This is a genomic window from Aliifodinibius sp. S!AR15-10 (assembly GCF_031569985.1).
Lineage (GTDB): Bacteria > Bacteroidota > Rhodothermia > Balneolales > Balneolaceae > JAMQKA01.
This window is the reverse complement of sequence record NZ_JAMQKA010000009.1, coordinates 1-26,271: the sequence shown is the minus strand read 5'-3', so window position 1 is coordinate 26,271 and position 26,271 is coordinate 1. Positions and strand designations below refer to the sequence as shown.

Annotated in this window: 15 protein-coding genes; 1 reads left to right on the top strand and 14 read right to left on the bottom strand. The window is 41.6% G+C overall.

Features of this window, described 5'->3' with window-relative positions:
* Positions 1-11 precede the first annotated feature (11 nt).
* The 12 genes from NC796_RS08035 to NC796_RS07980 all read right to left on the bottom strand — a co-directional run bounded on the left by NC796_RS08035 (position 12) and on the right by NC796_RS07980 (position 21,546).
* The gene (locus NC796_RS08035) at positions 12-1,904 is read right to left on the bottom strand and encodes a hypothetical protein (protein ID WP_310683756.1); all 1,893 of its coding nucleotides are present in this window, start codon (positions 1,902-1,904) and stop codon (positions 12-14) included.
* 37 nt (positions 1,905-1,941) lie between these two features.
* Positions 1,942-2,559, bottom strand: a complete 618-nt coding sequence (locus tag NC796_RS08030; protein WP_310683754.1) for a YhcH/YjgK/YiaL family protein — start codon at positions 2,557-2,559, stop codon at positions 1,942-1,944.
* A gap of 55 nt (positions 2,560-2,614) precedes the next feature.
* The gene (locus NC796_RS08025) at positions 2,615-3,247 is read right to left on the bottom strand and encodes a hypothetical protein (RefSeq protein WP_310683752.1); all 633 of its coding nucleotides are present in this window, start codon (positions 3,245-3,247) and stop codon (positions 2,615-2,617) included.
* Positions 3,248-3,326: 79 nt separating this feature from the next.
* Positions 3,327-4,616: a mandelate racemase/muconate lactonizing enzyme family protein gene (locus tag NC796_RS08020; RefSeq protein ID WP_310683750.1), complete on the bottom strand. Its 1,290-nt coding sequence runs from the start codon at positions 4,614-4,616 to the stop codon at positions 3,327-3,329.
* Between the two features lie 121 nt (positions 4,617-4,737).
* A complete protein-coding gene (locus tag NC796_RS08015) occupies positions 4,738-8,226 on the bottom strand; it encodes an FG-GAP-like repeat-containing protein (RefSeq protein WP_310683748.1) in 3,489 nt (1,162 codons plus the stop codon).
* 287 nt (positions 8,227-8,513) lie between these two features.
* A complete protein-coding gene (locus NC796_RS08010) occupies positions 8,514-9,605 on the bottom strand; it encodes a hypothetical protein (protein ID WP_310683746.1) in 1,092 nt (363 codons plus the stop codon).
* Between the two features lie 88 nt (positions 9,606-9,693).
* Positions 9,694-12,006: a hypothetical protein gene (locus tag NC796_RS08005; protein ID WP_310683744.1), complete on the bottom strand. Its 2,313-nt coding sequence runs from the start codon at positions 12,004-12,006 to the stop codon at positions 9,694-9,696.
* A gap of 83 nt (positions 12,007-12,089) precedes the next feature.
* Positions 12,090-14,423, bottom strand: coding sequence for a hypothetical protein (locus NC796_RS08000; protein ID WP_310683742.1), 2,334 nt, complete (start codon positions 14,421-14,423; stop codon positions 12,090-12,092).
* A 200-nt stretch (positions 14,424-14,623) separates the two neighbouring features.
* On the bottom strand, positions 14,624-16,057 hold the full coding sequence (locus tag NC796_RS07995) for a RagB/SusD family nutrient uptake outer membrane protein (RefSeq protein WP_310683740.1): 1,434 nt from the start codon (positions 16,055-16,057) through the stop codon (positions 14,624-14,626).
* Between the two features lie 69 nt (positions 16,058-16,126).
* Positions 16,127-19,537, bottom strand: a complete 3,411-nt coding sequence (locus NC796_RS07990; protein WP_310683738.1) for a TonB-dependent receptor — start codon at positions 19,535-19,537, stop codon at positions 16,127-16,129.
* A gap of 15 nt (positions 19,538-19,552) precedes the next feature.
* A complete protein-coding gene (locus tag NC796_RS07985; protein ID WP_310683735.1) occupies positions 19,553-20,662 on the bottom strand; it encodes a FecR domain-containing protein in 1,110 nt (369 codons plus the stop codon).
* Between the two features lie 308 nt (positions 20,663-20,970).
* Complete coding sequence (locus NC796_RS07980; RefSeq protein WP_310683733.1) at positions 20,971-21,546, bottom strand: RNA polymerase sigma-70 factor; 576 nt, start codon at positions 21,544-21,546, stop codon at positions 20,971-20,973.
* A 682-nt stretch (positions 21,547-22,228) separates the two neighbouring features.
* Between NC796_RS07980 and NC796_RS07975 the strand changes: the two genes are divergently transcribed.
* On the top strand, positions 22,229-22,954 hold the full coding sequence (locus NC796_RS07975) for a hypothetical protein (RefSeq protein ID WP_310683731.1): 726 nt from the start codon (positions 22,229-22,231) through the stop codon (positions 22,952-22,954).
* A 322-nt stretch (positions 22,955-23,276) separates the two neighbouring features.
* Here the strand turns inward: NC796_RS07975 and NC796_RS07970 are convergent, their stop codons facing one another.
* Both NC796_RS07970 and NC796_RS07965 read right to left on the bottom strand, forming a co-directional pair.
* Positions 23,277-24,821, bottom strand: a complete 1,545-nt coding sequence (locus tag NC796_RS07970) for a tripartite tricarboxylate transporter permease (RefSeq protein WP_310683729.1) — start codon at positions 24,819-24,821, stop codon at positions 23,277-23,279.
* A gap of 11 nt (positions 24,822-24,832) precedes the next feature.
* A complete protein-coding gene (locus NC796_RS07965) occupies positions 24,833-26,062 on the bottom strand; it encodes a tripartite tricarboxylate transporter substrate-binding protein (protein ID WP_310683727.1) in 1,230 nt (409 codons plus the stop codon).
* Positions 26,063-26,271: the final 209 nt, after the last annotated feature.

The following is a 26,271-nucleotide window of genomic DNA, read 5'->3' as shown; positions in this document are numbered from 1 at the left end:
TAAGGCAAATACTATGCGGGAATTGCAGGAAAATCGAGATTTTCTGTAATGCGAGCTCCCTCATTTTTAAAGGCCTCTTTATACTGTGCAATCCTTTGGGCTGCCACATTCAGATCCTCGTTATTCAGATTAATATTTAACAAGTCAATAAACCATGGAAGTTTTATATCGCTGAGTACATAATCCCGGACAATTTCACGGGAAATTGGCAACGTAGTAGTTTTTGAATAGTCATATACATCCCTGTCACTGGCATTAAGCAGCTTCTGGTATTCCTCTTGCAACAGTTTTTCAAATAATTCAGGTGTAAAAACATCACCTTCTTTTACGCCAACTGCCGGATTATCCTTCGTAAGAACTGCGCCTTTATGAACCCATTCCCAAAGAATACTTAGCCGAATTTCCCCCGTTGCCATATCTTCCATCAGGTACAGAATATCGTCATTACCAAAGAAATCAGCTGGTTTCAAGGCAGCTGCCTGCATGCCCTGCCCGAATGCATTTCCGTACTGCAAGGCAACACTCAGCAGATTGCGCGCCCCGCGTATGGTTCTCTCAGCAGGTTCAAGAAGAAGCAGCCCATCTTCATCTTCTTTTGTGTAGCTGAGCGCAGGGAATTCTCGCCCCAACTGATTAGCCTCTCCGATCTTCTCCCACACAGGCCTGACGATATGCACCATTTTCCAGTGCGCAACCCATTTGCCGCTGGCTCCCTCACGTTGTTCGCGCTGGGCACCGACTACAGCTTTTTTCATTCCGGATGAAACCCCTTCCTCTGTTCCAACTGGAATATTTGGTTCCATTCCGCCCTGCCAGAGAGCAAAGTTGCCGTTATTGTCTGGAGTATTTACCGCCCTTCGCACCCGATCTTCGTAGTTACGCATATATCCATATGTCATGGTGATCTCTTCAATATTGGGATTGACAAAATCCTTATCCCATGTCATGGCATCAGCTACACTGTTGATATAATCCCACCGGCCGGTATTATACCCAACAAAATGTTTTCCAAGAGCAGCGCGAATCTCCATCAACTGATAGGTCGCCTCAAGTTGCTCGACCAAGACGTACACTTTGATTGCACCTATCTCTATTCCGAGTTCCTGCTCAAGAGCGGTCAGTATCTCATTCCAGAGAGCTGCCTCTTCTGCCGTCTGTATTTTGGGCAGATACAATACAATAGAGGAACCCTCATTTTGCAAGACTTTATAATTATTGGCCACATATAAAACCAGATCAACTATGGAGGCAGCCATTCCCTCTCCATTATAACGGATATGACGATCATCAAGATGAAGACCCCGCACGCGAAATATCTTCGTTGTAAAATCAAGTTGCTCTTTCCAGTCATCGACAATGGGACGGTCAAAGAAATCCTCCGCCCAGTCATTCATTCCCTCTGCCACTTGCTCTGCGACCTTTAGGAACAAAGGATCCTTACGAATAGCCAGCTTCAGATTTCGCTGATTATCAAGCGACATGGTACCGGTTTGCCCGAGCGCATCTTCGCCATCAAACATCCAACCGTCAGCGCCGGAAAGCAGGGCATATGCCACGTTGCGAATACTGCTCTCCACCGGGGCATCTGGCTTCGTCGCAGGTCCGGTGCCCTGGATCCATTGACGTTGCAGGTCCTCCGGAATCGCCGATCCCTCAAAATTACCATCACGGGCATCCTGAACTTTAATATCGGTTCGGGGAATTGTGCTTTCCGGATCTAGAAAAGAGATCCGGGTCTTATCCCGTTGTCGCTTCGCTCGACGTTGTATCCGGGCAGCCATTACTTCCTTAATATCACTGTTAAAAGATGAGAGCTCCCGTAGAACAGAAAGTACTTCCGGGGTAAAGATATCGCTGTATTCTTTTGTTAAATTATCTCGAATTGTAATATTGTTATTGGCCATTGTTAATACTGATTTATTTTTTAAGAAAGCTAGTAAGTTAATTCTTCACTTTAATCACGACTTTTTTGACGGGAACACTGTCCTCAACTTTCCTGCCTGGACTGTGTCCCATGCCGGGGAAAAAGATGAAGAATGTATCAGGTTGGGCCAAATGATGCTGCCCATCCACAACATTGTCATAGAATACAATGTCTTGTTCTTCTTCATAAGGAGTAGTTACAGTAGCAGAAGAAACGTCTGCCACACCAATATACTCAGAACCGGAAACGACATACTGAATGTCAGTGTATTCCTTATGTGCCTCAAACGGCACATCTTTATGATTTTTCGTATTATATTTTGACACCATCACAAACACATCCTGCCCGTCTAATTCATGATTACCTTCCTCAATAGCTTTGAGATCTGCTTCTTTTAGAAAGGCAAAAGCTTTATCCCAACGTGCTTTATTCTGATGATACCGGATAACAAACTCCCTTTTATTGATTGAAGAATGGGGTTGCAGATTTGTTTGACCCAGCCAGTCTTTTTGATTGAACCAATCGGAGAGCTGTTGCTCTGACCAGGTTTCAGGATTTTCTACAGGTTCCTCTGAGGCACAACCTATAAGAGGGAGAAGGAATGATCCGGCTAACAAAGATATCATGAATTTCATAATCATTTGTGGTTTGTGATGTTATAATTTGAAACTTATATCATAGTTCTGGCTGTCATTTTCCAGTGGTGCTTGCTGTTGCATTGCGGGCAATTTCTATATCATTGGCGACTTCCGATCTAATCAACTGCCAGTGAAATAGATTGTCATTTCTATCGTCCCCTCTCCTGTTGTAATGCACTAATGGCATGTCTTTGTAAATTGGCCGCGTAATTGAAATCACCTCATCCCAAAACCCTAAAGCCTTTTCCAAGTGTTCGACAGCATTGCGCTTGTTTTCTTCTCCCCCCTCTGTCCGATAAGTCTGCAGCGCTACCGCCCCCTTCAACTTCTCTGCAAAGTGCAGTCCCAAATTTGCCCAAGCTTTCACATCAGATACTTCGTACATGAACGAAGGATCGCCGGATGTATCTATATCCTCCACTAGCCGCAGGGCTTCCAGACAATCCTCTTCAAGTATACCGGCCAGCTTCGGAGGAGTAGTATCATTCGCTCCGAAAGCCCCGCCGGAAGAGCGAGTTTCGACATAATCGCCCACGGACACATAGTCAGGATCCAAAGACGGTTGTTGAATAAGTCTGTCAACGGATATGTACTCCACACCCTCTCTGTTGAGCGCTACCTGCACGGGGTGAGTAAAATTATAGGGCATCCTTCTCCGCAGGTGACAAGTCAGTTTTATGATCATACCACGGCTCTTAATTTTCGGGAAACGGCAAATTTGATATGATATACCAAAATCTATTTACTATTTCCGGTACTTTTTATTAAGTATTTTCCACTGTACTAACACGCTTTTTTGCTCCATCAAGCCAGTTGTCGTTAATTGTAACTCCCCAACCTGGTCCTGATGGGATGGCTACCTTCCCGTCAATAACTTCGAATTCCGGAGCAAAAATGTTTTCGGCCCATGGTGTGTCTTCAATAGAAAATTCTACATAGTCTCCTGCATTAGGTAATGCACCCATAACATGTAACGTAAAAAGGGTAACCATTGCCCGATTAGCGGAGTGGGGCACGCAGGGGATTCCATGTTGTTCAGCCTTTTTTGCTACTCGCAAAGTTCGAGTCACTCCACCCAAGTAAAGAATATCTGGTTGAACGATATCTACAGCATGCATATTGATCATGCGCCGCCACGTAGCCAGTTCATTGTCTTGTTCACCACCTGAGACTGCCATATCCAACTCTTGCGTCACTTCCGTGGTCCATTCAAGTTCCCAATAAGGGCAGGGCTCTTCAAATTGGGTGAAGTGGTATTCCTGCAGCATACGACCTACTTCAATCGCCTTAGTTGGGGCATAGCAGCTGTTGGCATCTACCAGAAGTTTTACATCATCACCTAATGCCTTACGTACTGAAGGAATTATATTTTCAGTACGTCCTGGCCACGCATCTTTATTGTGTCCATTTACACTGCCTACACGGACCTTAAAGGCAGGGTATCCCTTTTTTTCATATAGTTTCTTGAGCCGTTCCGACTCATCTTCTGGTGTAATAGACCTGCTCATACTGGAGCCATAAACCGGGAAGGGGCGTGGGCGTCCACCCAGAAGTTCGCATACACTTTTCCCCTCGTGCTTACCCAACAGATCCCACACCGCAGTATCCACACCGGAAAGAGCTCGACACACGTAGGACCAGGGATATTTATAGTTGGCCTCAATAGCACGATCCACTAATATCCCCAGATCACTGGGATCTTCACCTAAAAAGTGTTCAGTAATTTTACGATGTAAAACATTTATCGATATATCGGCATCGTATGTAGAAACTTGTCCCCAGCCAACACTGCCATTGTCGGCAGTAATTTTTACAAAACCAAGTGTAGAATTTTTATGAAAGGTTTCAATCTTTTGAATCTTCAATCCGGTCTTATTTTCTAAAACCGGATAAGGGTCGTTATGACCATCGGCGGTAATAGCTAACACGTCCCCGTAGTTGTTGACCTGTGTAGCATCTATTTGTTGAAATGATAATCCGGTACCGGGAAAAACGCTCAGTGCTGCAGCTGTCTTCAAGAAATTACGACGAGAAATATCATGTTTTGTACCCATGAGTTTATCCCAAATTAAATTATTATTCTGATTAGTAGAGGACTTTATAAAAACAATTGATTTAGCAAAGTCTCTAAAAACAGATAATTGATGAGCTTGACACGCTTTCTAGCAGGTTCTATCAATACTTAATCTGATATTCCATTTTTCCCTTCTGCAAATCAACTATTTGAGTTGAACCATCAAACCATTCTACCTGTATTGCCGTTGCTTTACTATCAAATCCCATAACCTGGGTAGTACTGTTCTGCGACCAATGACCTGACCCTGCCTGTATTTCCCTACGAGGTCCTTTACTATTGTCAGCATATATCACCCGGAGGCTTGAGCCAATGGCATCACGATTGCTCTCAGACCCAATAAGAGTTACACGGATCCCAGCCTTTTTACTTCTATTCTTAAAGAGTTTGGTCTTACTATCATTTTGTGTAACAGCCAAATCTGTTTTACCATCTTTATTAAAATCAGCCATAGCAGCTCCTCGCTGCTCACCATATATTTTAACTCCACTTTGAGTACCATCTAATACACTGAAATGACCCTCTCCGTCTCCATTAAGTATCATTCCACGTCCAGCATCCATTCTAGGTACAAATGAAGGAAAAGAGAAGAAATTTTGACTTAACAAAAGATCTTCATTCCCATCATTATCAAAATCAGCAACACCTGCATTAAAGGAAATGGAAAACTGGGATTCAGCCGGTAACGGATGTGCTTTAAATCCATTTCCTGTATTGATGAATACCATGTGTTCCAGGGTATTTATCTCTTTGAAAGGGACATCACTGAAATCTTTGTTGAAGATCTTTTTCAGCGACGATCTTGAAAACTTATCGTGGGTATCTACATTTCGAAGAATGGTTGAAATCGAATCAAAATCATAAAGTTTCCTTCGTGGAACATAGGATCCCATCTGCTCGTCATAATAGGCGTCTATAATATCAAGCTGCCGATCACCGTTGAAATCATCATAATAGAGTTTCAAAGGATGATTGTTCCCAATCTGATAAGGGCTGTTAGTTCCTATATTTGTCGCTACAAAATCAGGAAGGCCATCATTTGTAAAATCTCCTGTTGCCACACTATGCCACCACCCTTTGTATTGATCTAAGCCTACATCTGTTGTAACGTCATAAAATATTCCACTCTTGTTTTGAAACAACCGAAGAGTTCCCCATTCCGTACTCAGTAATAAATCTTGATCTCCATCTTGATTGTAATCGGTAAACACAGCACCTGTAACTAATCCAATGTTTTTAAATTGTTTTTGATTTTGTGTATCAATTTGGAAATCGCCATTCTCATTTGTCAACATGCGGGAAGTTGCATTTGTAGGATATTGACCTGGTATAAACCGCCCGCCTATAAATAAATCTACATATCCGTCTCCGCTATAATCTGCCGCAGCAATCGGACCCGTGGTAGAGCGTATTCCCGGGATATATTCTTCCTTTACCTCGCCATCCTGTGAAATCGTATAGATATACGCCGATGGAGAATTCAAATTATTTTTCTCAAAATTTGCACTACCGATTACCACTTTTGTCTGATCGCTTTCTTTCCATCCGATAACGGATGTTTGATCTCCGGTGGCCCCCTCACTTAATTGATCAATTTCTATTTTGTTAAATTGGCCATCCTCCGAATTTTCATATATTCCAATTTTCCCATCTTTACCAGATGCGATGAACAGATCTTCTCTACCGTTATCATTGTAATCAATCCAGGCAATTCCCGGTCCCTCTTCGCTGAGTCTCTTTGGGAGCAATGCCTGTGTTTTGTAATCATCAAACGAACTTTCGTTGTGTTCATGCTCTATTTGGCCAGATATATCCTCAAAGAGAGGATCGATATTGTTGTTCTTCTGTCCTTCATCTATAGTTTCTGTAGCTGATGATTCATAAACCTCATATATTCTATTAGGTTCTAAATTCTTAATATAATTTACTTTACCGCTTGGCCATCTGATTATTAATTCGTGATTTAAATTGTCTGGATTAGCTGCAAAGACGGCTTGAGGTTGTGATCCTGATAAGTAATTACCTCCTAAATATACCTCCTTCTGTTGCATTGTAGGGCCTCCCTTTAATTCAATTTTGGCTCCTACCCCCTGTGTATTGGAGTTTTCCCCTTTCAGGCGTACAGCAATACGTGCCGTATTATTGGTATTCTCATAAATTACTGCTTCCTCATTAAAACGATTACTCACAAGATCCAGATCTCCATCGTTGTTCAAATCGCCCAAAGCCATTCCCATAGAGATATCCTCCACTTCAAATCCCCATTCACCACTCTTTCCTGTAAAGGTGAGATCTCCGTTATTCCTAAAAATTTTATTGGAGAGCTTAAGAATAGGATAATTTATTTGGCTATCATCTCGCTTTCTCATTATTGACATCTGGGTATCCAGATCCTGGGGATCTTGTAAAAAACCTGTATTTACAATTAAATCTTCATATCCATCTAAATTTATATCCATGAAGGATGTAGCCCAAGACCACTCACTAGCTTCCAAATTGCTATAGTTAGAGATCTGAGCAAATGTGTTATCACCTCGATTTAGATACAGGGAATTTCGATTATGGTGAGTTCGCCCTTGGTACTCTTCAGCAATGTGTTGTGACAATTGACGCATTCTTCTTCCATGCTTTGAACTTAGCATTTCGGTAACCACAAAATCCAAAGCTCCATCCCTGTTGATATCGGAAAAATCTACCCCCATTGATGCAAAGCTCATATTTGTGATGGCTTTATTTTGGATGGGCTTGAACATCCCATTCCCTTGGTTAATCCAAAAACGGTCCGGAGTCCAAAAATCATTAGCTACATACAGGTCTGGTAACATATCTCCATTTACATCCCTAAACGTAGCAGTCAGCCCCCAGTCTTTTTGTAAATTAATGGGTTCACCATCCAGATTTAAAAAGTGATCTTGATCATTGGCCCTTTTAAATTTTCCATTTCCCAAATTAATATAGAGTTCATCCGCAGTACCATACTCACCTCGATATTCCCTGTCTTCTGTCTCAAAGAGAACAAAATATTTATCAAAAGGAGGGCGTAATTGGTACTCCCCATCCACTATTTCTCCAGTATTTTTAAAAGTAAGCTCTTCTAGGCTAAATATATCTCTCGCTGTTTTTTGGCTATAATTAGTTATGTAGAGATCTAGATCCCTGTCATTATCAATATCGGCCAACGCAAAAGTTGTATTACCCTTACCGATAGTACTTTTAAATTGATTTTCGGGAGCTGGCATAAAATAGCCCTTCCCATTGTTGATGTAAAGCGTGACACCTTTATGAACGGATGCAACTAAAAGATCCAAATCACTATCACCATCAACATCGGCAAAAACAACTCCAGTGGAGTTATAGCCCTCGTGGGCAATACCAGCTTCTTCAGTAATATCTCTGAATTTGTAGTTCCCAAGATTTTTATAAAGTTTATTTGATCCTCGAAGACCTGCAAAATAGATATCAACCAAACCGTCTGCATCTACGTCTCCAACAGCTACGCCTGAACCGTTTAGATATACACGGTTCTCCTCTAACTCTTTTTGACTGACCTGGTTTCTGAACTCAATATTTGTTGAAGCGGAGTTTTTCATATCGAACCCTGTACTTCCCCAAAAACCGGGTTCTACCTTAGCCCATCGATAGCCCTCCTCTCCATTCCACTTGAGTTCTGAATTTGTAGAACAAGCGGTTGTTACACATAAACTTGTTACAAATAAGACAATAATTCTTCTACTTAAATGGATCACGTATCAAACTTCCCTTTAAATGGCATTTATAAAATTTGTCAAACATACACATAAAGCAATCCCTTAAATTTGACTTGGAATGGGAATGGTGGCGGAACTCTGATACCACTATATTATCCATCCCTCATGTTCTATTCTGTTCTATTCACGTTGGCTTCTTCAAAATTGTAGATAAAAAGTCCCCTACCTACACCTGCGGGATCTCCGATCTTTGCCATCTGAAAAGCCATATACCGTCCATCATCACTTACAGCTGGATTAGAAGATTTAAAGTTCGGATTATCATTAAAGAACGTTAGCCGCTCCATCTGGCCTGATTCATCAAGTGTTAGCTTATAAATATCAATAAACCCAGGCCCCTTTCCATTATGGCGATCACTTTCAACCAGTGTAAATTTTCCACTAGGATAAATGCCTTCCGGTTCTTCATAAAGAGGAGAGCTTGTATAATTGGTAATTTCGTTCGTTTCCAGATTTATTCCCATGACATCTGCGCTCGAATAGTCAACCGCATAAGCGGTAAAAATCAGTTCTTTTTCATTAGGAGAACGGAAGTCTTGTGTCTCTAGCCGCCCCTTGAGTCTAAAGGAATGATCCCTACTGTCAATCAGCAATTTTTTGTTTTCTAGTTTCGGCGTACCATCTTCATAATTGATGTCAGCCATCCAGATTTTTGTTGACTGTTCAGGGAGTTCTTCCGATGCTCTATCATCAACAGCCCATGCAATAGTCATGTTTGTTCGAGAAACGGCTGCACCTTCGGAACATTTCGTTCCCAACGGTACAGGTGGTTTATCAAGGCTTTTATCAAGTACCCATAGTTCGGCATTAGTATGGCGGCTAGCCCCCGGATTTTCCGAATCAAAGTTAGGTGCTCCGGATAGCAGAATGTCTCCATTGCTGAGATAATTCGCTCGGACGTATCCCTCATGGTAGTAATGATGTGTGACCGGGCGGATCACACCGGTCTCCAAAGTCACCTCATAAACGTCCCCATAAGTCCGTTCAACAAATAATATTTTCCTCCCGTCATGGGACCAGTTGGCCCGCTGGCCAAAATGGGTAACTCTCGTAATATAAGATGGTAAATTTGAAAGAAATTTTTCCTCCTCTGATGGTGTCCTTTGCGTAGTTTGGCTAATATCCTTTTCAGCACTACCACAATTGAACAAAGAAAGTGTAAATAAAAAAAGGATTAAATAGTTAATTATAGAATTGTTCATAATATGTGGAATTGTGGTAAATTAATGCTGGTTTCTTTTAAAGATCTTGCTACAATTGTATCTATACGGTTGACCCTGCATTTTCCATTTATTTAGTAGATTCATTAGGCTTTGCCTGCCTTGCAATTTGAACATCCCGCTCCACCTGATCGCTATATTTTGCCCACGAAAACTGCTGATCATCAAGCTCCACAGTGGGAGTTGGATGATAGTGGGACTCGGTCACAGCAACTACCTCTTCCCAATAATGGGCCGCCTTTTGAAGATGTAAAATTGCCTCATTCTTTTCGCCTTGTTCTCCAGTCTTGCGAAACATCTCCAGTGACACCCCACCGCGGAGCTTGGCGGCGAAATAATGGCTGAGGTTAGCCCAAGCCTTAACATCCGCAATTTCACATTCGAGCGTTTCTAAATTCCGTTCAGCAGCATCTTTCGGTAGCGTCTCCACCAATTCCAAGGCAACTTTAGCATCCATTTCCAGACTCTCAGCCAGACCCAATGGCGTCAACATCGAAGAATCGATATCTTGTTCCTTACTTAAATAAGCATCGACAAAGTCTGGTATGGAGTAATATGTTGGATCAAGTGTTATATGGTCAATAAGCTCGTTGATAGAAATAAAGGGAGATACTTCATCAAAAAGTCCTCCGGACTCGGCCGGCGCGAGAAAACCTTCTGAATAAAGAGTAAAGTCCCAAGTCGCTCGGTAAAACGAAGCCAGCTGCAAAGGCATATTACTAGCTAAGGTATAGGCTTTAAGCATCTTTCTACCAACACCAGTACCATAACGTTTGTTAAAGGATGACTCGAAAACCTCGTTCGGTGTGTTAGGATTGTAAAGTAACCGCCCCCATGCCTTATAAAATAACCACTGTTTCTCAAAGGCATATTGCCAGGTCATATGACTGCTGGGTATTTTATGTGAATAGTCTTTTGCCGGTATATAATCCTCAGAACCAATAATGTAACCCTTCGCGTATTCCTTGTTATTTTTTTCGATATGAGCCCTTATAAATTCTGGCTGGCCCCACCGGAGTATAAAGAAGTCTTCATTCCGAACTGTCCATAATATGTTATAATTTTTAGGTTTTGGTTCCCATAGACGTTCATCAATTTCACCAGAATGATAAGCATGGTTAATTGAAAGACGAGGGGTTGAATGCCCATGAGACCAATTAAACTTCATTGGCACCCAAACTGGATCCTGAAAGTTGGCGTCATTAATCACTCTTCGCATCTCTGTTGGGGAACCTGCTAAGACAGATCGGTGTATAAAACGCGCTTCACGATTAGCCTGGTTAATACCTTTAATAAAAGTATCTTCAATCCAATCCTCACGTTCTTTAGGTGTCATCTCGTTATTTTTTTCACCCTCAAAATCAAAATTTCCCATCCAATCCGCTAAGGTTACGCCTAAGCCAGTAAGGTTTTCATATTCATTAATAACCTGAGTTACCGATTCTCGGGTATATTTCCGAACAAGGTCAGAGGTATCACTTCGTTGTCTAACATCATAAGCCTCCGCCATCTCCGGGGAGACAACAATGTTCCAGTTTACGATATAAGTCTTGATACCACGCTCCTTTGCCATTGCAAAAAGCCGATGCCAAAACCGTTTCCATCTTGCGAGTTCCACATCAGAAAAGGGAGTTGCTTCGGGGAAATTCTTTGCCCGGATCATATATGAAAACGGGTGTCGATTCCATAGTGAAAGCACATTAAATCGATTTTTTGCCATCATATCTAGGAAGCGTTCCCAATAGTCCAAATCACGGACCGTTTCCATATGTAGGTTCACCGCTTTATTTTCACTCCCTCGATAAGCCGACCAGGGTAGATTGAACTTTATTGCCCGGAATTCAGAGTGCGGATTAATGCTTTTTTCTTCGACCTCATCAAAATTTCCCTTCATTTGTATTTGCTCAGCCAAATCAAGCGTTCCATACATTGCCCCACTATTATCACTGGCCACTACAACTATCACGGATCGGCCATCATGATCCAAACGGCGAATCTGATATCCCTCTTTTTGGATTGAAGAATCAAAAGAGGGATTCCCATTGAACTTTTGGAGATAAATAGTCTCAGAGGGTTCTGAAAGTATAAGAATGTCCATCTCTTCATTGAGACTGGCAAAATCTTCCCGCTTGGGCATATATCCCTGCTCCCGAAGTGCCTGCTCAAGCTGATCAACAGAAAACTCCAACTGTGGAATATCAGTATTATAAGAGATAGTCACATCCGCATGAACGGAACATACTATCCCAAATACAAACACTATGGCTAGGGATATAAAAGAAAAAGCCGACTTTATTATTTCTATCCCCACAGCCCTGGCTTGTAATTTAATTCTAAGGTTTAAGTTTTTGAGAGGACCAGTATGCGCCTTAATAAATTCCATTTTAGTATAGTATTTAACAATAAATTGTTGTCTTATACGCTGGTTTATTACAGAACCAATCCAATTGACAGAATGTTAATTTATTACTCTTTATTTGCCTGCTTGGCAATTTGAATATCCCGTTGCACCTGATCTTCAAATCTTTTCCAAGAAAACAGCTTATCACTTAACTGAGGTGTTTCGGGGTTATAGGGAACCTCGTGATAGTGATTTTCTGTTATCTGAACTACCTTATTCCAGTGAGTAGCTGCTCTTTTTAACAGCTGTACAGCTTTTTCCTGTTGTTCTTTATTTCCCGTTCTACGAAACTGTTCCAACGCAACCCCAGCGAGCAATTTATCTGATAGATAAAGCCCCAAGTTGGCCCAAGTCTCGATATCATCGAGTTCGCATTCCAAAGCGCTTGAAAAGTGCATATCAGATGACCTGAGAGACTTTACCAACCGAAGCGCTTCCTCGCTGTCTTCTTTAGATCTGTCACTAAGTTCTAAGGGTGTAACTAAATATTCAGGTAACTTTTTCCCGTCAATTCTAGACGTGATATAATCAGGAATAGATACATATGTGGAATCCAACGTTTCATGATTAATAAACTCGTTTATTGAAATAAAGGGAGAAACTTCTTCATGAAGTCCTACTGAACTGCGAGGAGCTAAAAAACCTTCTGAATATAGTGTATAGTCCCATGTAGCCTCATGGAAAGATGCTAAACGTAAAGGCATACGGCTGGCTAGCTTATAGGCCCGCAACATTTCCTTACCTGATTCAAGCTCTTCAAAACGATTAGCTAGGGCTGACTCAAATACTTTGTCTGGGGTCTCTGGATTATATAGTAAACGCCCCCATAGCTTATAAAAAAGCCATTGCTTCTCAAACTGATACTGCCAAGTTTGATGCTGATCTATCTTATGGGAAAGATCCTTAGCTGGAATATATCCTTCCGAACCAATCATATATCCCCCCACATAGCTCTGACCATTCAAAGAAATATGCTTTCTAATAAAATCTGGCTCTCCCCACCGCAAAATAAAGAAATCTTCATTTCGTACAGTCCAGACCATTTTGTAATTATTAGGGAATGGATTCCAGTAGGTATCTGAAATTTCCCCGCCATGTGCTTTAATCAACTTAGGCGTAGAATGTCCGTGCGACCAGTTGAATTTTATCGGCACCCAGATGGGAAGATCGAACCCTTCAAGACTTTCTATCTGCTCTCTTGTCATCTGCTCTACAGTAGTACTCGTCGATCCGCCTGAACCCTCATCAGCTGAAAAGGGAACACGGTACATCAGCTTAGTTTTACGATCAGCCGATTGCATGCCGGCTATAATCGTATTTTCTGCCCAATTTGCCCGCTCTTTGGGTGTCATTCCTCCCATGCGTTCGCCCAGACTTATCCCCATACCATCTAGATATTCATACTCATTCAGTGTTTGTCTGATCACGTCTCTTGTATAGCGCTTTACCAACTCAGTAGTGTCCCCACGTCCATAATAGTATTGGTTATTCGGGCTTTCATCATACACAGTTATATCGTGTGCATCGGCAAACGAGGGTGAGACGAATATGTTCCAAAACAGCAAATAGGTATCTATTCCCCGCTCTTCTGCCATTGCAAAAAGTTTATGATAGAAATCCTGCCAGGTGGCCAATTGATCATCCGTAAAGGGACTGGCTTCCGGGAAATTCTCTGGTCTGATCATATATGTGAAGGGATGCAGGTTCCAGATTGATAGCATGTTAAACCGGTTTTCGACCATCATATCGAGATACTTTTCCCAAAACTCTAGATCTCTGACAACTGATAAGTGCTTACTCATCGCCTTATTGCTAGCAGGTCGGTATGAATCCCATGGTAGATTAAATTTGATTGCCCGAAATGAAAATCGCGGATTGGAGGTTTTCTCTTCAACAGAATCCAGTTGTCCTTCCATTTGTACTTGCTCAACCAAATCCAGAATTCCATACATAGCGCCATCTTCATCCTGAGCAAGAATACAAAGAAAGGGGTTACTTGGAGAATTGACTCTTATAATCTGAAATCCTTCCGCTTGAATTGAATCGTTAATATTTGTTCTACTATAGAGTCCAGAGAATTCGGAGACATCGGCCTCATTTGAAATAACTATTATATCGGCTGTATTACTTTTTGAAGATAGATCAAGGTCAGAACGATAGATTTCCTCATCTAACTTACTAAATGTTTCCTCTAACTTGGACACTGCAAATTGAAGTTGCGGTGAATCCCGATCATAGCTAATTCCGACACTATTTTGCGGTTTAGCTATTGATGAAAAAGCTGCAAAAAAAATGAGGGCTAATATTATAGCACACTTACCCTTACTAAAAACCCAATGAACAACTTTCTCAAAATAATTAATTAAGATTTTGGAAATACGTGCAGTATCTGAATTCATAGTATGAGTAATTAAATTTAATCAGGGTTTTGGAATGGAAATTGATTCTTATCGATTAGCCATTAAGTCGCAATTTTTGCAATCCATTTTGGGGAACACTTTTTTACTGCTAGCTAGTATAGTATCATCTATTTTAAAAATTGGCGGACTATCCCATAATTATTAAATCGATAGTCCGCCTTTTTTCTCTCTTTTACAATTTAGTTTCCATACCCTGGATTTTGTTCTAATTTCGGATTTAAAATTATCTCATTTTGTGGAATAGGATACAATCTATGATGCTCTTGGATATTTGAAGTACCATAGTTTTTCATTGTTTCTAAGAGCCTTCCAGTACGAACTAAGTCAAAACGACGTTCTCCTTCAATTGGCAACTCACGACGTCGTTCTGCATAAACCCATGCTCGAAACTCATCTTGACTTAGTCCGGTTGGAAGATCTGAAAGGTTTGCTCGTTCCCTTATTTCATTGATTGCATTGTATGCTTCATTTGTTGGTCCTGACATTTCGTTAACAGCTTCAGCATATATGAGCAATACATCAGAGTAGCGGAGTATTGGCCAGTTATTATCAGAAGATCCTGTAGAAGGCAAGGTTGGATCAACATATTTCCAGATCCCGACATACGGTAGAGTGACATTTTCTCCATCAGGAGTAGTATAAGAAGTTATAAAGACATCTCTACGTTCATCACTATTTTCATAACTATTGTAAAGGTCTTCTGTAGATTTTATTGAGCCCCAACCCACGGGTACACCGTCAGGATTAGGGAAAGCCTCCGGTGTAAAAAATGGAACCATATTACTTCCTTCACCAAGATCAGCATTAGCTTGTACAGAGAAAATATCTTCTTTCCCATTTTCGTTTTCCAAAGTAAAGGCCTCTTTATACACGTCCCACAGATCATAAATACCTAAATCAATTACCTCTTGTGCTTTATTGGCAGCCTCTGACCATTCCTCTCGAGTTAGATGAACTTCAGCTAATAAGGCTTTTGCTGCACCTTGAGTAGCTCTACCCTTATCCTCGGCACTATAAGTAGTAGGTAATACTCCTTCAGCATCCTGCAAGTCAGAAATAATTTGTTGATAAACAGCATCTGCAGGAGTTCGTTCGACTTCTAAATTGGCAAGCTCTTCAGTTGGTGTAAGAGACATTGGCACCCCACCCCATAGTCTGACAGCATTGAAATAATATAATGCCCTGAGAAATTTGGCCTCCCCAATGATCCTTTCTTTTAATCCAGCGTCCATGTTTTCAATATTAGCCACACGGTTAACTACAAGGTTCGTTCTGTTTATTCCATCATATAAGTCAGACCACACCCCTTGAAATGAAGGGTGTGTGGCATCAAATGAATACTCTAAAATTTCGACTCGTATATTCGAACGAAAAATTGCATCCATATCATCTGTACTCATATCAGTTATCACCCAGAAGTCAGTACCAGTAAAAACCCCCAGAGGTTCGTAAGCAGCATTTATTGCAGCTTCTGCATCACTTCCTGATTTATAGAAGTTATTCGTTGAGACAAAACTATCAGGGTTTTCTTCTAGTAAAGATTCACAAGAATACAGAAGAGGCAACATTACAAGTATTGTGACCAGAACAGTTATTCTTTTTAAAAAATCCATTTTTTTACCTTTTATTTTTACACTTATTAAGTGTGAATCCCAATTTACTTACCGCCAGACAATTATAATTTAAAATCCAATACTAACACCTAGTGAATACGTCTTGGCACTTGGATAAGCGGCATAATCTACACCTCTTTCTACGTTACTTTGTCCTGCTATATTAACATCAGGATCATAGAGCGTATAATTGGTAATTGTAAATAAATTTTGTGCACTTAAAGATACCTCTGCCCGTCTTAATCCTAACATATCAGTTACGTTAGGGATATTATAGCTTAACGAGAGGTTCTTTAGACGTAAGTAGGAACCATCTTCAACATAAAACTGACTTATGCGGAAACCTCTAGAATCAGTAGGTCTTGGTATATTGGTTTCACGATTATTAGGTGTCCACCTATTAAGTACATCTTTATGGTTGTTAGTCCTAGTCTTGGCAGTATACAGATTAAAACGACTGGTGTTGAAAATGTCATTCCCATAAGTCCCATATAAAAAGAGATTTAAGGACCATCCTTTATAGGAAAATGTATGAGACATGCCTCCACTAAACAGAGGCTCAGAATCTCCAATCATTGTCTTGTCGGCATTACTAAGAACCCCATCACCGTTTAAATCCTTATATCTCGGGTCTCCAGGTTGAGCAGTACTCTGTTGTGCAGGATGAGCCGCAACCTCTTCCTCATTCTGAAAAATGCCATCACGTACATACCCTTTAAAGGATCCCAAGGGTTCTCCAGTCTTCACAATGCTAAATTGCTCAATGACCAGATCCGAGGTACCTCCTACAAAAAATTCTCCCCGGCCACCCAGATCTAACACTTTATTCCGATTAGCAGTAAGATTTAGACTTGTATTCCATTGAAATTCACCCTGACCTTCTTGGTATGACAAGGAAAACTCGACTCCTTTGTTTTCCACCTCACCTATATTTTGAAGAGCACTACTAAAACCAGATGTTGTTGGCAGTGGAACATTTAGTAAAAGGTCTTCCGTTTTTTTGTAATAGTAATTAACGGTTGCCGTTAACTTCTGATTGGCAAACCCCATATCAAGGCCAACATTGAACTCATTTGTGGTTTCCCACTTAAGATCTGGATTGGTAACACGATCTGGGGTATATCCTACATTTATATTATTACCAAATATATAATTATCTGTTGATAGAGCTGCTAGAGACTGGTAGGATCCTATTTCTTGGTTCCCCACTATACCGTAACTAGTTCTAAGTTTTAAGTTACTAAAAAGGCCTAAAGTTTTAATAAATCCTTCTTCTGAAAGTCGCCAACCTACTGATACAGATGGGAACACTCCATACTTATTCCTTTCACCAAACTTAGAAGAACCATCTACCCGTCCTGTTGCTGTAATCAAGTATTTATTATCAAAATTATAGTTAGCTCTACCAATATAAGAGATCAAATCCCAATCAGTCGAACTACTGCTTGGAGCTACCAACCGACTTCCACCGTCAAGGTCATTATATGTTGTATTATCAGTTGTAAAACCTTGTGCTTCAGCATTCATAAACTCATTTCGGGATCCTTGCGTACTCACACCTCCTAAAAGGGTGAGGGTCTGCTGCTCTCCTAAATCTTTATTATAGGTAAGTGTGACATCAGCTAGCCAAGACGAAAGTTGTACTGTACCGACTGATGCAAGACCATTTCCCTCTTGCATCCCCCTGTAGATGGTTCTTGGTATATAAAAGTTCTCCTTTACATTAGTTAAATCTGTACCAAACCTGGTTTGTAGCGTTAAATCCTCCTGTAGGTCGTAGTCGACAGAAACATTTCCTATTAATCTTGTTCTGATATTATTATTAGTAATCTCTTTCGCTTCAGCTACTGGATTACCGACTGGAGTTGTGCCAGGGATATCTTGATACAAAGTGTAGCTTCCGTCAGCATTGTATACATCAAGAATTGGTGCATAAATAAGTGCACTGTTCACAATACCAGTACTATTTTCGGTACCACTTCCCGTAATTACAACATTTTCATTTATTCGACTAGCTTGCATATTTACAGCTACGTCAATTTTTTCACTGAGCCGTTGGTCAAGATTGACTTTAAATGATCCCCTATTAAAGTCCGAACCTATTATGATTCCTTCATCATTTACATAGCTTCCAGATACCATATACCTTGTCGATTCATTTCCTCCTGATGCAGTAAGATTATAATTCTGAGTAACACCAGTTCTAAAAATTGCATCCTGCCAATCTGTTCCTTCACCATATGACTCTGGATTTTCAAAAATGGGATCATTCCCATCATTGATATACCCCTCATTAATTATCTCAGCATACTGTCTGCCATTTAAAAGAGATATCTTTTTACTAACCTGCTGAAGTCCAATGGAACTTTCAAAATCTATATTATTTTGCCCGCTAATACCTCTTTTTGTTGTTATTATGACTACCCCATTACTACCTCTTGAACCATAAATGGCTGTTGCAGAAGGACCTTTTAATACATCTATAGATTGTATATTACTTGGATCAATCGATGAAAGGGCATTTTGAGGAGAACCTGATGGTACTGGTTTTCCTGCAGTTATATCCTCATTCGAACTGTATACTGGGAATCCATCAATTACATAAAGGGGTTCATTTCCTGCAGTAATGGAATTACTTCCTCTAATACGTATTGAAACGCCACCACCAGGTGCCGAAGAAGCTTGCTTAACCTCTACCCCAGATGCAAGACCTTGCAAACGGCCATCTATTGATGTAACATTTGCAGGTGCTTGCTCAAATTCCTCTCCAGAAACCGAACTTATGGATCCAGTCAGGTCTCTTCTCTGTTGCGTTCCATAACCAACGACAACCAATTCTTCACCTGAAACAGCCTGGACCTGCAAATCCACATCTATCTCAGTCCGACCATTAATAGATACTTCCTGTGTCTGATAACCTATAAATGAAAATACAAGCGTATCCTGCAACGAAGATACATTAAGCTCATAATTACCTTCATTATCTGTAGACGTGCCGGTCGTTGTTCCTTTTAGTACCACATTGACGCCTGGAAGTGGTTCATCTGAACTTGCATCGATAACTTGCCCACTAATGGATTCTAGAATTTTGGATCTTTCCTTTTTCTGAAGGATAATATAATTTCCCGTGGTCCAGTAGCCTATGCGATACGGTTCAAATAATTGATCCAATAATTCCCTAAGACTTTGCCTTTCAGCTGCCAATGATACATTTGAATGTCCCTGAAGGATATCTCGGGTATAAAATACATGTATACCGCTTTTCCGTTGAATTTTTCTCAATACATTCTTTAGTGACTGATTTTTAACACTTAATGAGATCTTCCTTTGAAGTAAATTTTCTGATGTGGCTTTAACCGAACTATTTTGTTTTACATCCGAAAAATTTCTTACTAATACTTGTCCTTTAACGATAGAGGATAATCCTAGCACTATCGAAAAAACAATTATCCCGATCCCTGTACTGTATTTATTATACATAGTTCTACCCTGTGGTTATCTATTGTTATTGAAGTGATTAATTTTTTGTTGCTCAATAAAAAATTGAAGCGTACTGTCTTTCAAACTATAACTCGCATCCATTGATATAGCGAGTACTTTAGCAACATTTTCTACACTTTCATCTTGAAAGGAGCCGGTTATATACTTATTGAAAAGAGAGGAGTCTGCGACCTGAACGGAAATACCATAATGATTCTGAAGCTGTTCAATGACTTGCCTGAGAGGTTCATCATCGAATATCAAGCGGTCTTGCAACCAAGCCAACGCCTGGTATAAATCTGCCCTTTCCACAATTAAATTATCCGGATTATTTTTGACACTTACTTTTTGCCCTTCAGATACAATTACTGATGAGGTGGATTTATCATAAGTGCTATCACCTCTACTATCCCGAACATGTGGCGATACCCTAACTTTCCCCTCAGATACTACCACTTCCGTGCCTGCACCTTCTTTATTAGCATTCACATTAAATTTTGTACCAATATCTTCTATGATGGCATCTTTGGCATGAACCACGAAAGGAGCTGAATGATCATGGTTAACCTCAAAATAAGCCTCACCCTGCAAATAGATGTCCCGGGACGAATTTCCGTAATCATCCCTATATTGAATTTGGCTGGAACTATTAAGGATTACCCTTGAACCATCTTTAATATGAACAACAACCCGCTCATCATCTTCGGATTTAATAGTATTTAAAACGATCTCTTCCTTGGTTTGAGCAGGTGTATTCGAGGATATCGAGTAAAGATAGAAACCGTAGGCCCCCGCAACGACTAACAGTATAGCTGCCGCCTGGAAAAAAATGTTTAATTTGCTAGAGCCACTTCTATTAATATTTCTGGGAAACGGTTTCGACTGTTGAGTAGCAGTTTTCTTCTCTTTTTTTATCTGATCCTTGATATTACTCCACGCGCGGCCCTTATTCCCCAACTCCAATACCCTTCCAGATATCTCCCAAAGGTTTTGAAGCTCTTTCAACACTTCTTTTCTGGCAGGATCTTCTTCAAGCCACTCATGTACAAACTCTTCATCCTGAGGGGAGTACTCTCCAGATACATATCGCTTGATCTCTTTAGGATATTTATTATCTAAGCTCACGATTATTAATGGTTAAGTAGTATGTTACAATTATTCATTTCCTGAGTTCTTACTAATATGACAACTATAAATAGTTTCACCGTGACAGCTATTTTGAAAAAACTTTCCCTTATTAATACTTAGTGTGAGTGTAATCTATACTGTAGTTGAAGTATAAACCCTGGAAGTATGATAGAAAGGCTACTCAGCTATCGTTAAAAGCAATGCTGAGAAACTAATTGCCCGCTAGTTCATTTTAAATTATAAATGGAACAATTATTCCCAGTTTTCCCACTAAAACGATTTTTGAAGTCTTATGCTTTGTAGATTCAGATGATGAGACTAAAAAATGCAAGTAAGTAGATCAATAAGTCGGAAAAGCGTTCTCTTAAAGAAGCTAATACTCTTCTAATCTGCGTGTCCACGGTATTTTCTGAAATATCTAAAAAATCAGCGATCTCCTTATATGTCATATCTTTATGCCGACTAAGGATGAATATTAGCCTGCGTCTCTCCGGTAGATTTTGAATAGCTTCCTCAACTTTCTCGAGCATCATTTTGTTGTGCAGACTGTCGTCTAATTTGGCCTCGAGCGGTCGATTCTCATGTAGGGCTTTTTTTTCTTTTTCCCACTCTTGTTGTGTATTCTGATGCTTCAAGTAATTCAGGCTCATATTTCGACCGGCACTATATATGTATGATTTAACCGATCTCTGAATTGTCAAAGTTGAACTTATATTCCAAACCTTCATAAATAATTCTTGGACTATTTCTTCTGCGATCGCTTCTGATTTGACATACCCCCATACAAACCGAACCAATGGTTCATAATATTTATTAAACAGCTCCTCAAAAGCCTCCTCATCCCCATTTTTTATTTTTCTGAATAATAACTTGTCACTCATCTATTCCCTAGACTCTTTTAAAGATCTTTGAAATCTTACATTAATTTAAATTCCCCTGACACTTTAAAACCAAGTTGTTCATTTTTTAAACAAAGTTTAAATATATACTCTAGATACACTTCTTAAATCGGTTAATTTACTTAATCTATTTTACCTATCCCTATTCCTGCGTTAGCAGTGAATAAATTTTACATTTACAAAAACGGACCTTCTAAAACTTCCAATCCCAACCAAGGGGTTGGAAGTTGGACTTAGGGAAATTAGGGGAAAAATCACTTCCAATAGTAAGTATTGGTGTTAAAAAACCAGATCTATACCCTTCTCTAAAAATATGCCTCTAGGCAAATATTTTATGGACTTTTATGTCTATGATAAATTATGACAATCGTGATGAGGTTCTCCGTGACAATTCTTTTTAAAATAATCTTTCAGATAAATTATCTTGGTATTCCCCTACAAAAACGTGTTGTCTCCCGGGATAAGTCGTTTAGATCATTAAAGAGTTAACAAGGCGAAACCTAGAAAAATATTCAGATTTATAATATGTTGAATTTGGGAGTTTGAAAGGATCTGAATTGTAATCAGTATTGATTGGAGATCTTCTGAAAATTAGTCAACTGTGAAATTTCGGGATGGTATTAGAAAATAGAATCTTATGTAACTGAAAAGAGAGAGGACAATTATGAAATATGGACGCCCGGTACTGTTTTACTCGGTACTTGCTATATTTGTGGCTACAGCAGTTGTAGCTTTGCTTGGTATAACAGGTGGTCTAAACATAAGTGATAAATATCTGGATGTTCTTTTCACTGCTCTGATCATTGAACTAGTTGCAGCTGTCATAGGTCTTTTTAAATCAACAGATTGGTTCGGCCAGAGCAATATGAATACTATTAAAGAAATCGAGGGTGACTGGTGGCAATTAATTCTTAAGGAGGGAGAAAAAGCGATAGGATTTGTGCATATATTTTATGTGGAATCAGAACAGCAAGTCAAGCTCGAAGGTCAGGCTTTTACAGATGAAGGCTTAAGATGGGCCCGCTTCTGGAGTATAGCAGCTGCGCTTAATTCAACCAAAGACGATCTATATTATTTCTGGCAAGGAGACCACACTCAGAGTGATGAGGATTTTTCGGGTATCGGACTCATTAGGTTTACTCTTTCAGATGAATTAATAAAGGTCGATAGTGGAACAGGATGGTTCACAAAGGGAGACATATTCCGAGCTGATGTTACCGAGAGGAAGAAGGTTGAATATCGAAGAGCTTCTGCTGTAGAGTCAGAGACAATGAAGGTTGGTAGCCCAGATCTCCAGCAGCAATTAGTTTCGAAAGTACGTTCCAAGTGGCCTTCCGCATGCCACCAGTCGTCAATGGAAGAGCTAAGTAAAGAACTTTTACATAGCTAACCTTCAATACCGCTGCCACACATGATCAAACACCTCATTACACGTCTGGGCGAATAGTTGGCGATCATATTGATCAGGAAGGATGTTATCCAACTCCTTTTCGATGGTGACCTTTACGTCCGCGATGCGACGCTGTTGCTTTTTCCAGATCCGTGACCGTCAGATCTCAGTTTGATTCAGTCATGAGGAGTAGACCAGTTTTGCGAGCGACTCATAACCAGCAACTCCCGACGCTTGGAATCACTCACTATTATCGGTTGTGTTGTTCGTGCCATTACTGACAATACGAGGTAATTAGTTTGAGAACTAATTAATTATTACACTAGTTACTCTTTTTTATATTTCTCCAGGTTGTCCAGATCCACAATATCAGAAAACCAACGCCTAATACAGCGGCTATAGGTCGATTGAAAAAAGGTAGGATAATCCCTTCGGAGCCGGTCAGGGTCTGGATAAAGCGTTCTTCGACAGGGCCTCCCAGGATAATGCCCAGGACCACAGGACCTAATGGGATCTCCCAGCGCTCCAATACAAATCCCAGGAATCCCATAAAAAGCATGATCCCCACATCAAAATAACTACCCTGGATAGCATAGGAGCCGATAATACAAAATATAAGGATCAGCGGCAGAAGAACCTTCTGAGGTATTTTGAAGACAAATCTGCCCGTTTTTATGGCAACATATCCTACAACGAGAAGCGCGATATTGGCCAGGATAAACGCAAGGTATATGCTGTAGACCAAGACCGGCTGGTCGATAAAAATGTCGGGCCCGGGATTGAGATTTTTCATTAACAGGACCCCGATTACAATAGCCGTGATGGAGTCGCCCGGGATGCCGAAGACCAGGGCGGGAATCCAGGTTCCGGCCAGTGCCGAATTGTTGGCAGTAGTGGCATCTGTAATGCCTTTGAGCGAACCTTTACCGTATTGGTCCGGGTTGCTGCTGGACCGCTTGGAGGCCGCCAGTGAAATCCAGGAGCCCATGTCTGCACCCGCTCCCGGCAGCATACCGATCACGGATCCTATTATACCGGAACGAAAGAAATCCCGCTTCCGGCTGGCCAGTAACTCGAACGGCTTCTTAAATACCCCCAGTATAGGATTCATAATCCTTCGCCTGAAAAATGTGTCCCTTCCCGATTGATCTGTCTTTTCATCAGGAAGAGAATCTAATGAGGGCTGGTTCCCCAGATTGATCGCGTTTCGAATTACTTCCGAGAGTCCAAACAGGCCTATCATAGCAGGAATAAAGCTGATCCCCTGGTACAATTGAGGGAAGCCAAAGGTGAAACGAGCCTCGGTATGAACCGCGCTGAGCCCAACCGTAGCGAGCAGCAGTCCAATCAACAGACCGAGCAACGCTTTTAAAACAGGTCCACGCGAGACCACTACCGCGGAACTAAGTCCCAGCAGGTAGAGCCAGAAATATTCAACAACGCTAAACATGGTAGCGACCCGGGCCAGCTGTTGCCCCAGAAGCATCAGGATTATTGCCCCAAAAAGGCCGCCAAATACACTGCCGGTCAGCGCCGCACCCAGCGCTTTTCCTGCTTCTCCTCTCTGGGTGAAGGCGTAGGCGTCATCCACATAGGCTGCCGAAGCCGGGGTACCGGGTATCCGCAAAAGCGTGGTGGGAATGTCGCCAGCAAAGATAGCACAGGCAGTCATAGTAGCAATTGCGGCCAGAGCAGGGATAGGATCCATCCAATAGGTGATGGGCACGAACAGGGCCACTGCCATAGTTGCCGTCAATCCCGGGATGGCCCCTAGAAAAATACCGTATACCGCGGAAAGCAGGATTACCAGCCATATTGATGGTGAAAACAATACCAGTTGCAGAGCCTCGTATATTGCTTCAATCATAATCTAACGGTTTACCATCCCAGCAGTCCCCACGGCAACGGCACCCGCAGGTATACTGCAAACAGTTGATATATTAGAGGTACGGTGATCAGTATGACCAGCAGTGCCGTTTTCCAGTTGACCCGGAATTGCCACATCAGCAGGCCCAGTATCAGGGCAGCGGAAAGAATAAATCCAAGATACTCGGCGATAAGCAGGTACAGGATAATTGATCCCAACACCCACGCCGTACGCCGGAAGTCAACAGCCGTTATCTTCTCAGCCGATTCCGCCTGCTGCAGATTCCCGCTGACCACGATCCCCAAAAGAGCCAGTCCCATTAATCCCATCAGGATGTATGGAAACAACATCGGCCCGTACCGCTGGGAGACTACCGACTCAAACGCTGCACTGTTAAATATCTCGCCATACTTCTGGTTTTCTTCCTTCAATGATGAAAGAAATTCTTTGGGTGGCTCAACTCCTCCTCCAAAACCGGAGGTCTCCAAAAAATTCCGGTACTCCTCACTGTGAACAACTTCATTGACGGCATCCAACAACCTGTTATACCGCTCGTCCGGAACCCCATTGGGCACGGCCAGCCCCCGCCACGTCTGATTGCTCCAGTCGTATCCCTGTTCTTTGAAGGTTGGGATTTCGGGATGATCTTCCAACCTCTCTTCCGCCATCACACCCAGGCTGCGAATTTCCCCGGCCTCATACAGTGATCTGGCCTCCGGAAAACTACAGGATACCATATCCACCCCGCCGGCCGTCAACTCCTGAAGGGAAGGCGCCGAGCCGTTGATTGAGATCCATGTGACCGCATCGGCAGGGAGTCCCGCCTCCAGCAGCCATCCCGCCAGGCTCACATGCCACACCCCTCCAAAGGCAGTCCCCGAGGCCTGAAGCTTCCCCGGGTTTTCAGCTATGGCGGCTTCCAGTTCTTCAAGGCTCTCCCACGGTGCATCGGCACGGACAAAAAGAGCGGCATTATCGCGGTTTACCTTCATCAGGGGACGGTAATCCTGGAAGGTGATATTCGTCAGTCCCCGCCAGTGGAGCATGTTGATCTCGGCAGTGACCATCGTCATATTGTATCCATTTGGCCGTGCCAATGCACCCCGTGTATGGCCTGTAACTCCGCCTCCACCGGTTGCATTTATGACATTAACGGGCACTCCCAGCTCTCGTTCCAGTTGTGAGGCGATCTGCCGGGATACCCGGTCTGTCCCCCCGCCAGCCGACCAGGGACATATCAAAGAAATTGGTCGATTGGGATAAGATGTATCTTGGGAGCATCCCAAAAACGACAGGGTTAATAAAAAAAGTGATATTTTAAAACCTGAGTTCAAGTAATAAGTGCAACACGTAGGAAGACCTCAGGGGCGCGCCCCTGAGGTCTTCGGCCAAGCGGGTTATATTCGTGTTGCTTATGCAAGAATACACCCAACTCAGCGAAGAAAATCGT

Excerpts from the sequence above, each read along its gene's own strand:
- NC796_RS08035 (WP_310683756.1), bottom strand. The coding sequence starts at position 1,904 with ATGGCCAATAACAATATTACAATTCGAGATAATTTAACAAAAGAATAC.
- NC796_RS08030 (WP_310683754.1), bottom strand. The coding sequence starts at position 2,559 with ATGAAATTCATGATATCTTTGTTAGCCGGATCATTCCTTCTCCCTCTT.
- NC796_RS08025 (WP_310683752.1), bottom strand. The coding sequence starts at position 3,247 with ATGATCATAAAACTGACTTGTCACCTGCGGAGAAGGATGCCCTATAAT.
- NC796_RS08020 (WP_310683750.1), bottom strand. The coding sequence starts at position 4,616 with ATGGGTACAAAACATGATATTTCTCGTCGTAATTTCTTGAAGACAGCT.
- NC796_RS08015 (WP_310683748.1), bottom strand. The coding sequence starts at position 8,226 with ATGAAAAACTCCGCTTCAACAAATATTGAGTTCAGAAACCAGGTCAGT.
- NC796_RS08010 (WP_310683746.1), bottom strand. The coding sequence starts at position 9,605 with ATGAACAATTCTATAATTAACTATTTAATCCTTTTTTTATTTACACTT.
- NC796_RS08005 (WP_310683744.1), bottom strand. The coding sequence starts at position 12,006 with ATGGAATTTATTAAGGCGCATACTGGTCCTCTCAAAAACTTAAACCTT.
- NC796_RS08000 (WP_310683742.1), bottom strand. The coding sequence starts at position 14,423 with ATGAATTCAGATACTGCACGTATTTCCAAAATCTTAATTAATTATTTT.
- NC796_RS07995 (WP_310683740.1), bottom strand. The coding sequence starts at position 16,057 with ATGGATTTTTTAAAAAGAATAACTGTTCTGGTCACAATACTTGTAATG.
- NC796_RS07990 (WP_310683738.1), bottom strand. The coding sequence starts at position 19,537 with ATGTATAATAAATACAGTACAGGGATCGGGATAATTGTTTTTTCGATA.
- NC796_RS07980 (WP_310683733.1), bottom strand. The coding sequence starts at position 21,546 with ATGAGTGACAAGTTATTATTCAGAAAAATAAAAAATGGGGATGAGGAG.
- NC796_RS07975 (WP_310683731.1), top strand. The coding sequence starts at position 22,229 with ATGAAATATGGACGCCCGGTACTGTTTTACTCGGTACTTGCTATATTT.
- NC796_RS07970 (WP_310683729.1), bottom strand. The coding sequence starts at position 24,821 with ATGATTGAAGCAATATACGAGGCTCTGCAACTGGTATTGTTTTCACCA.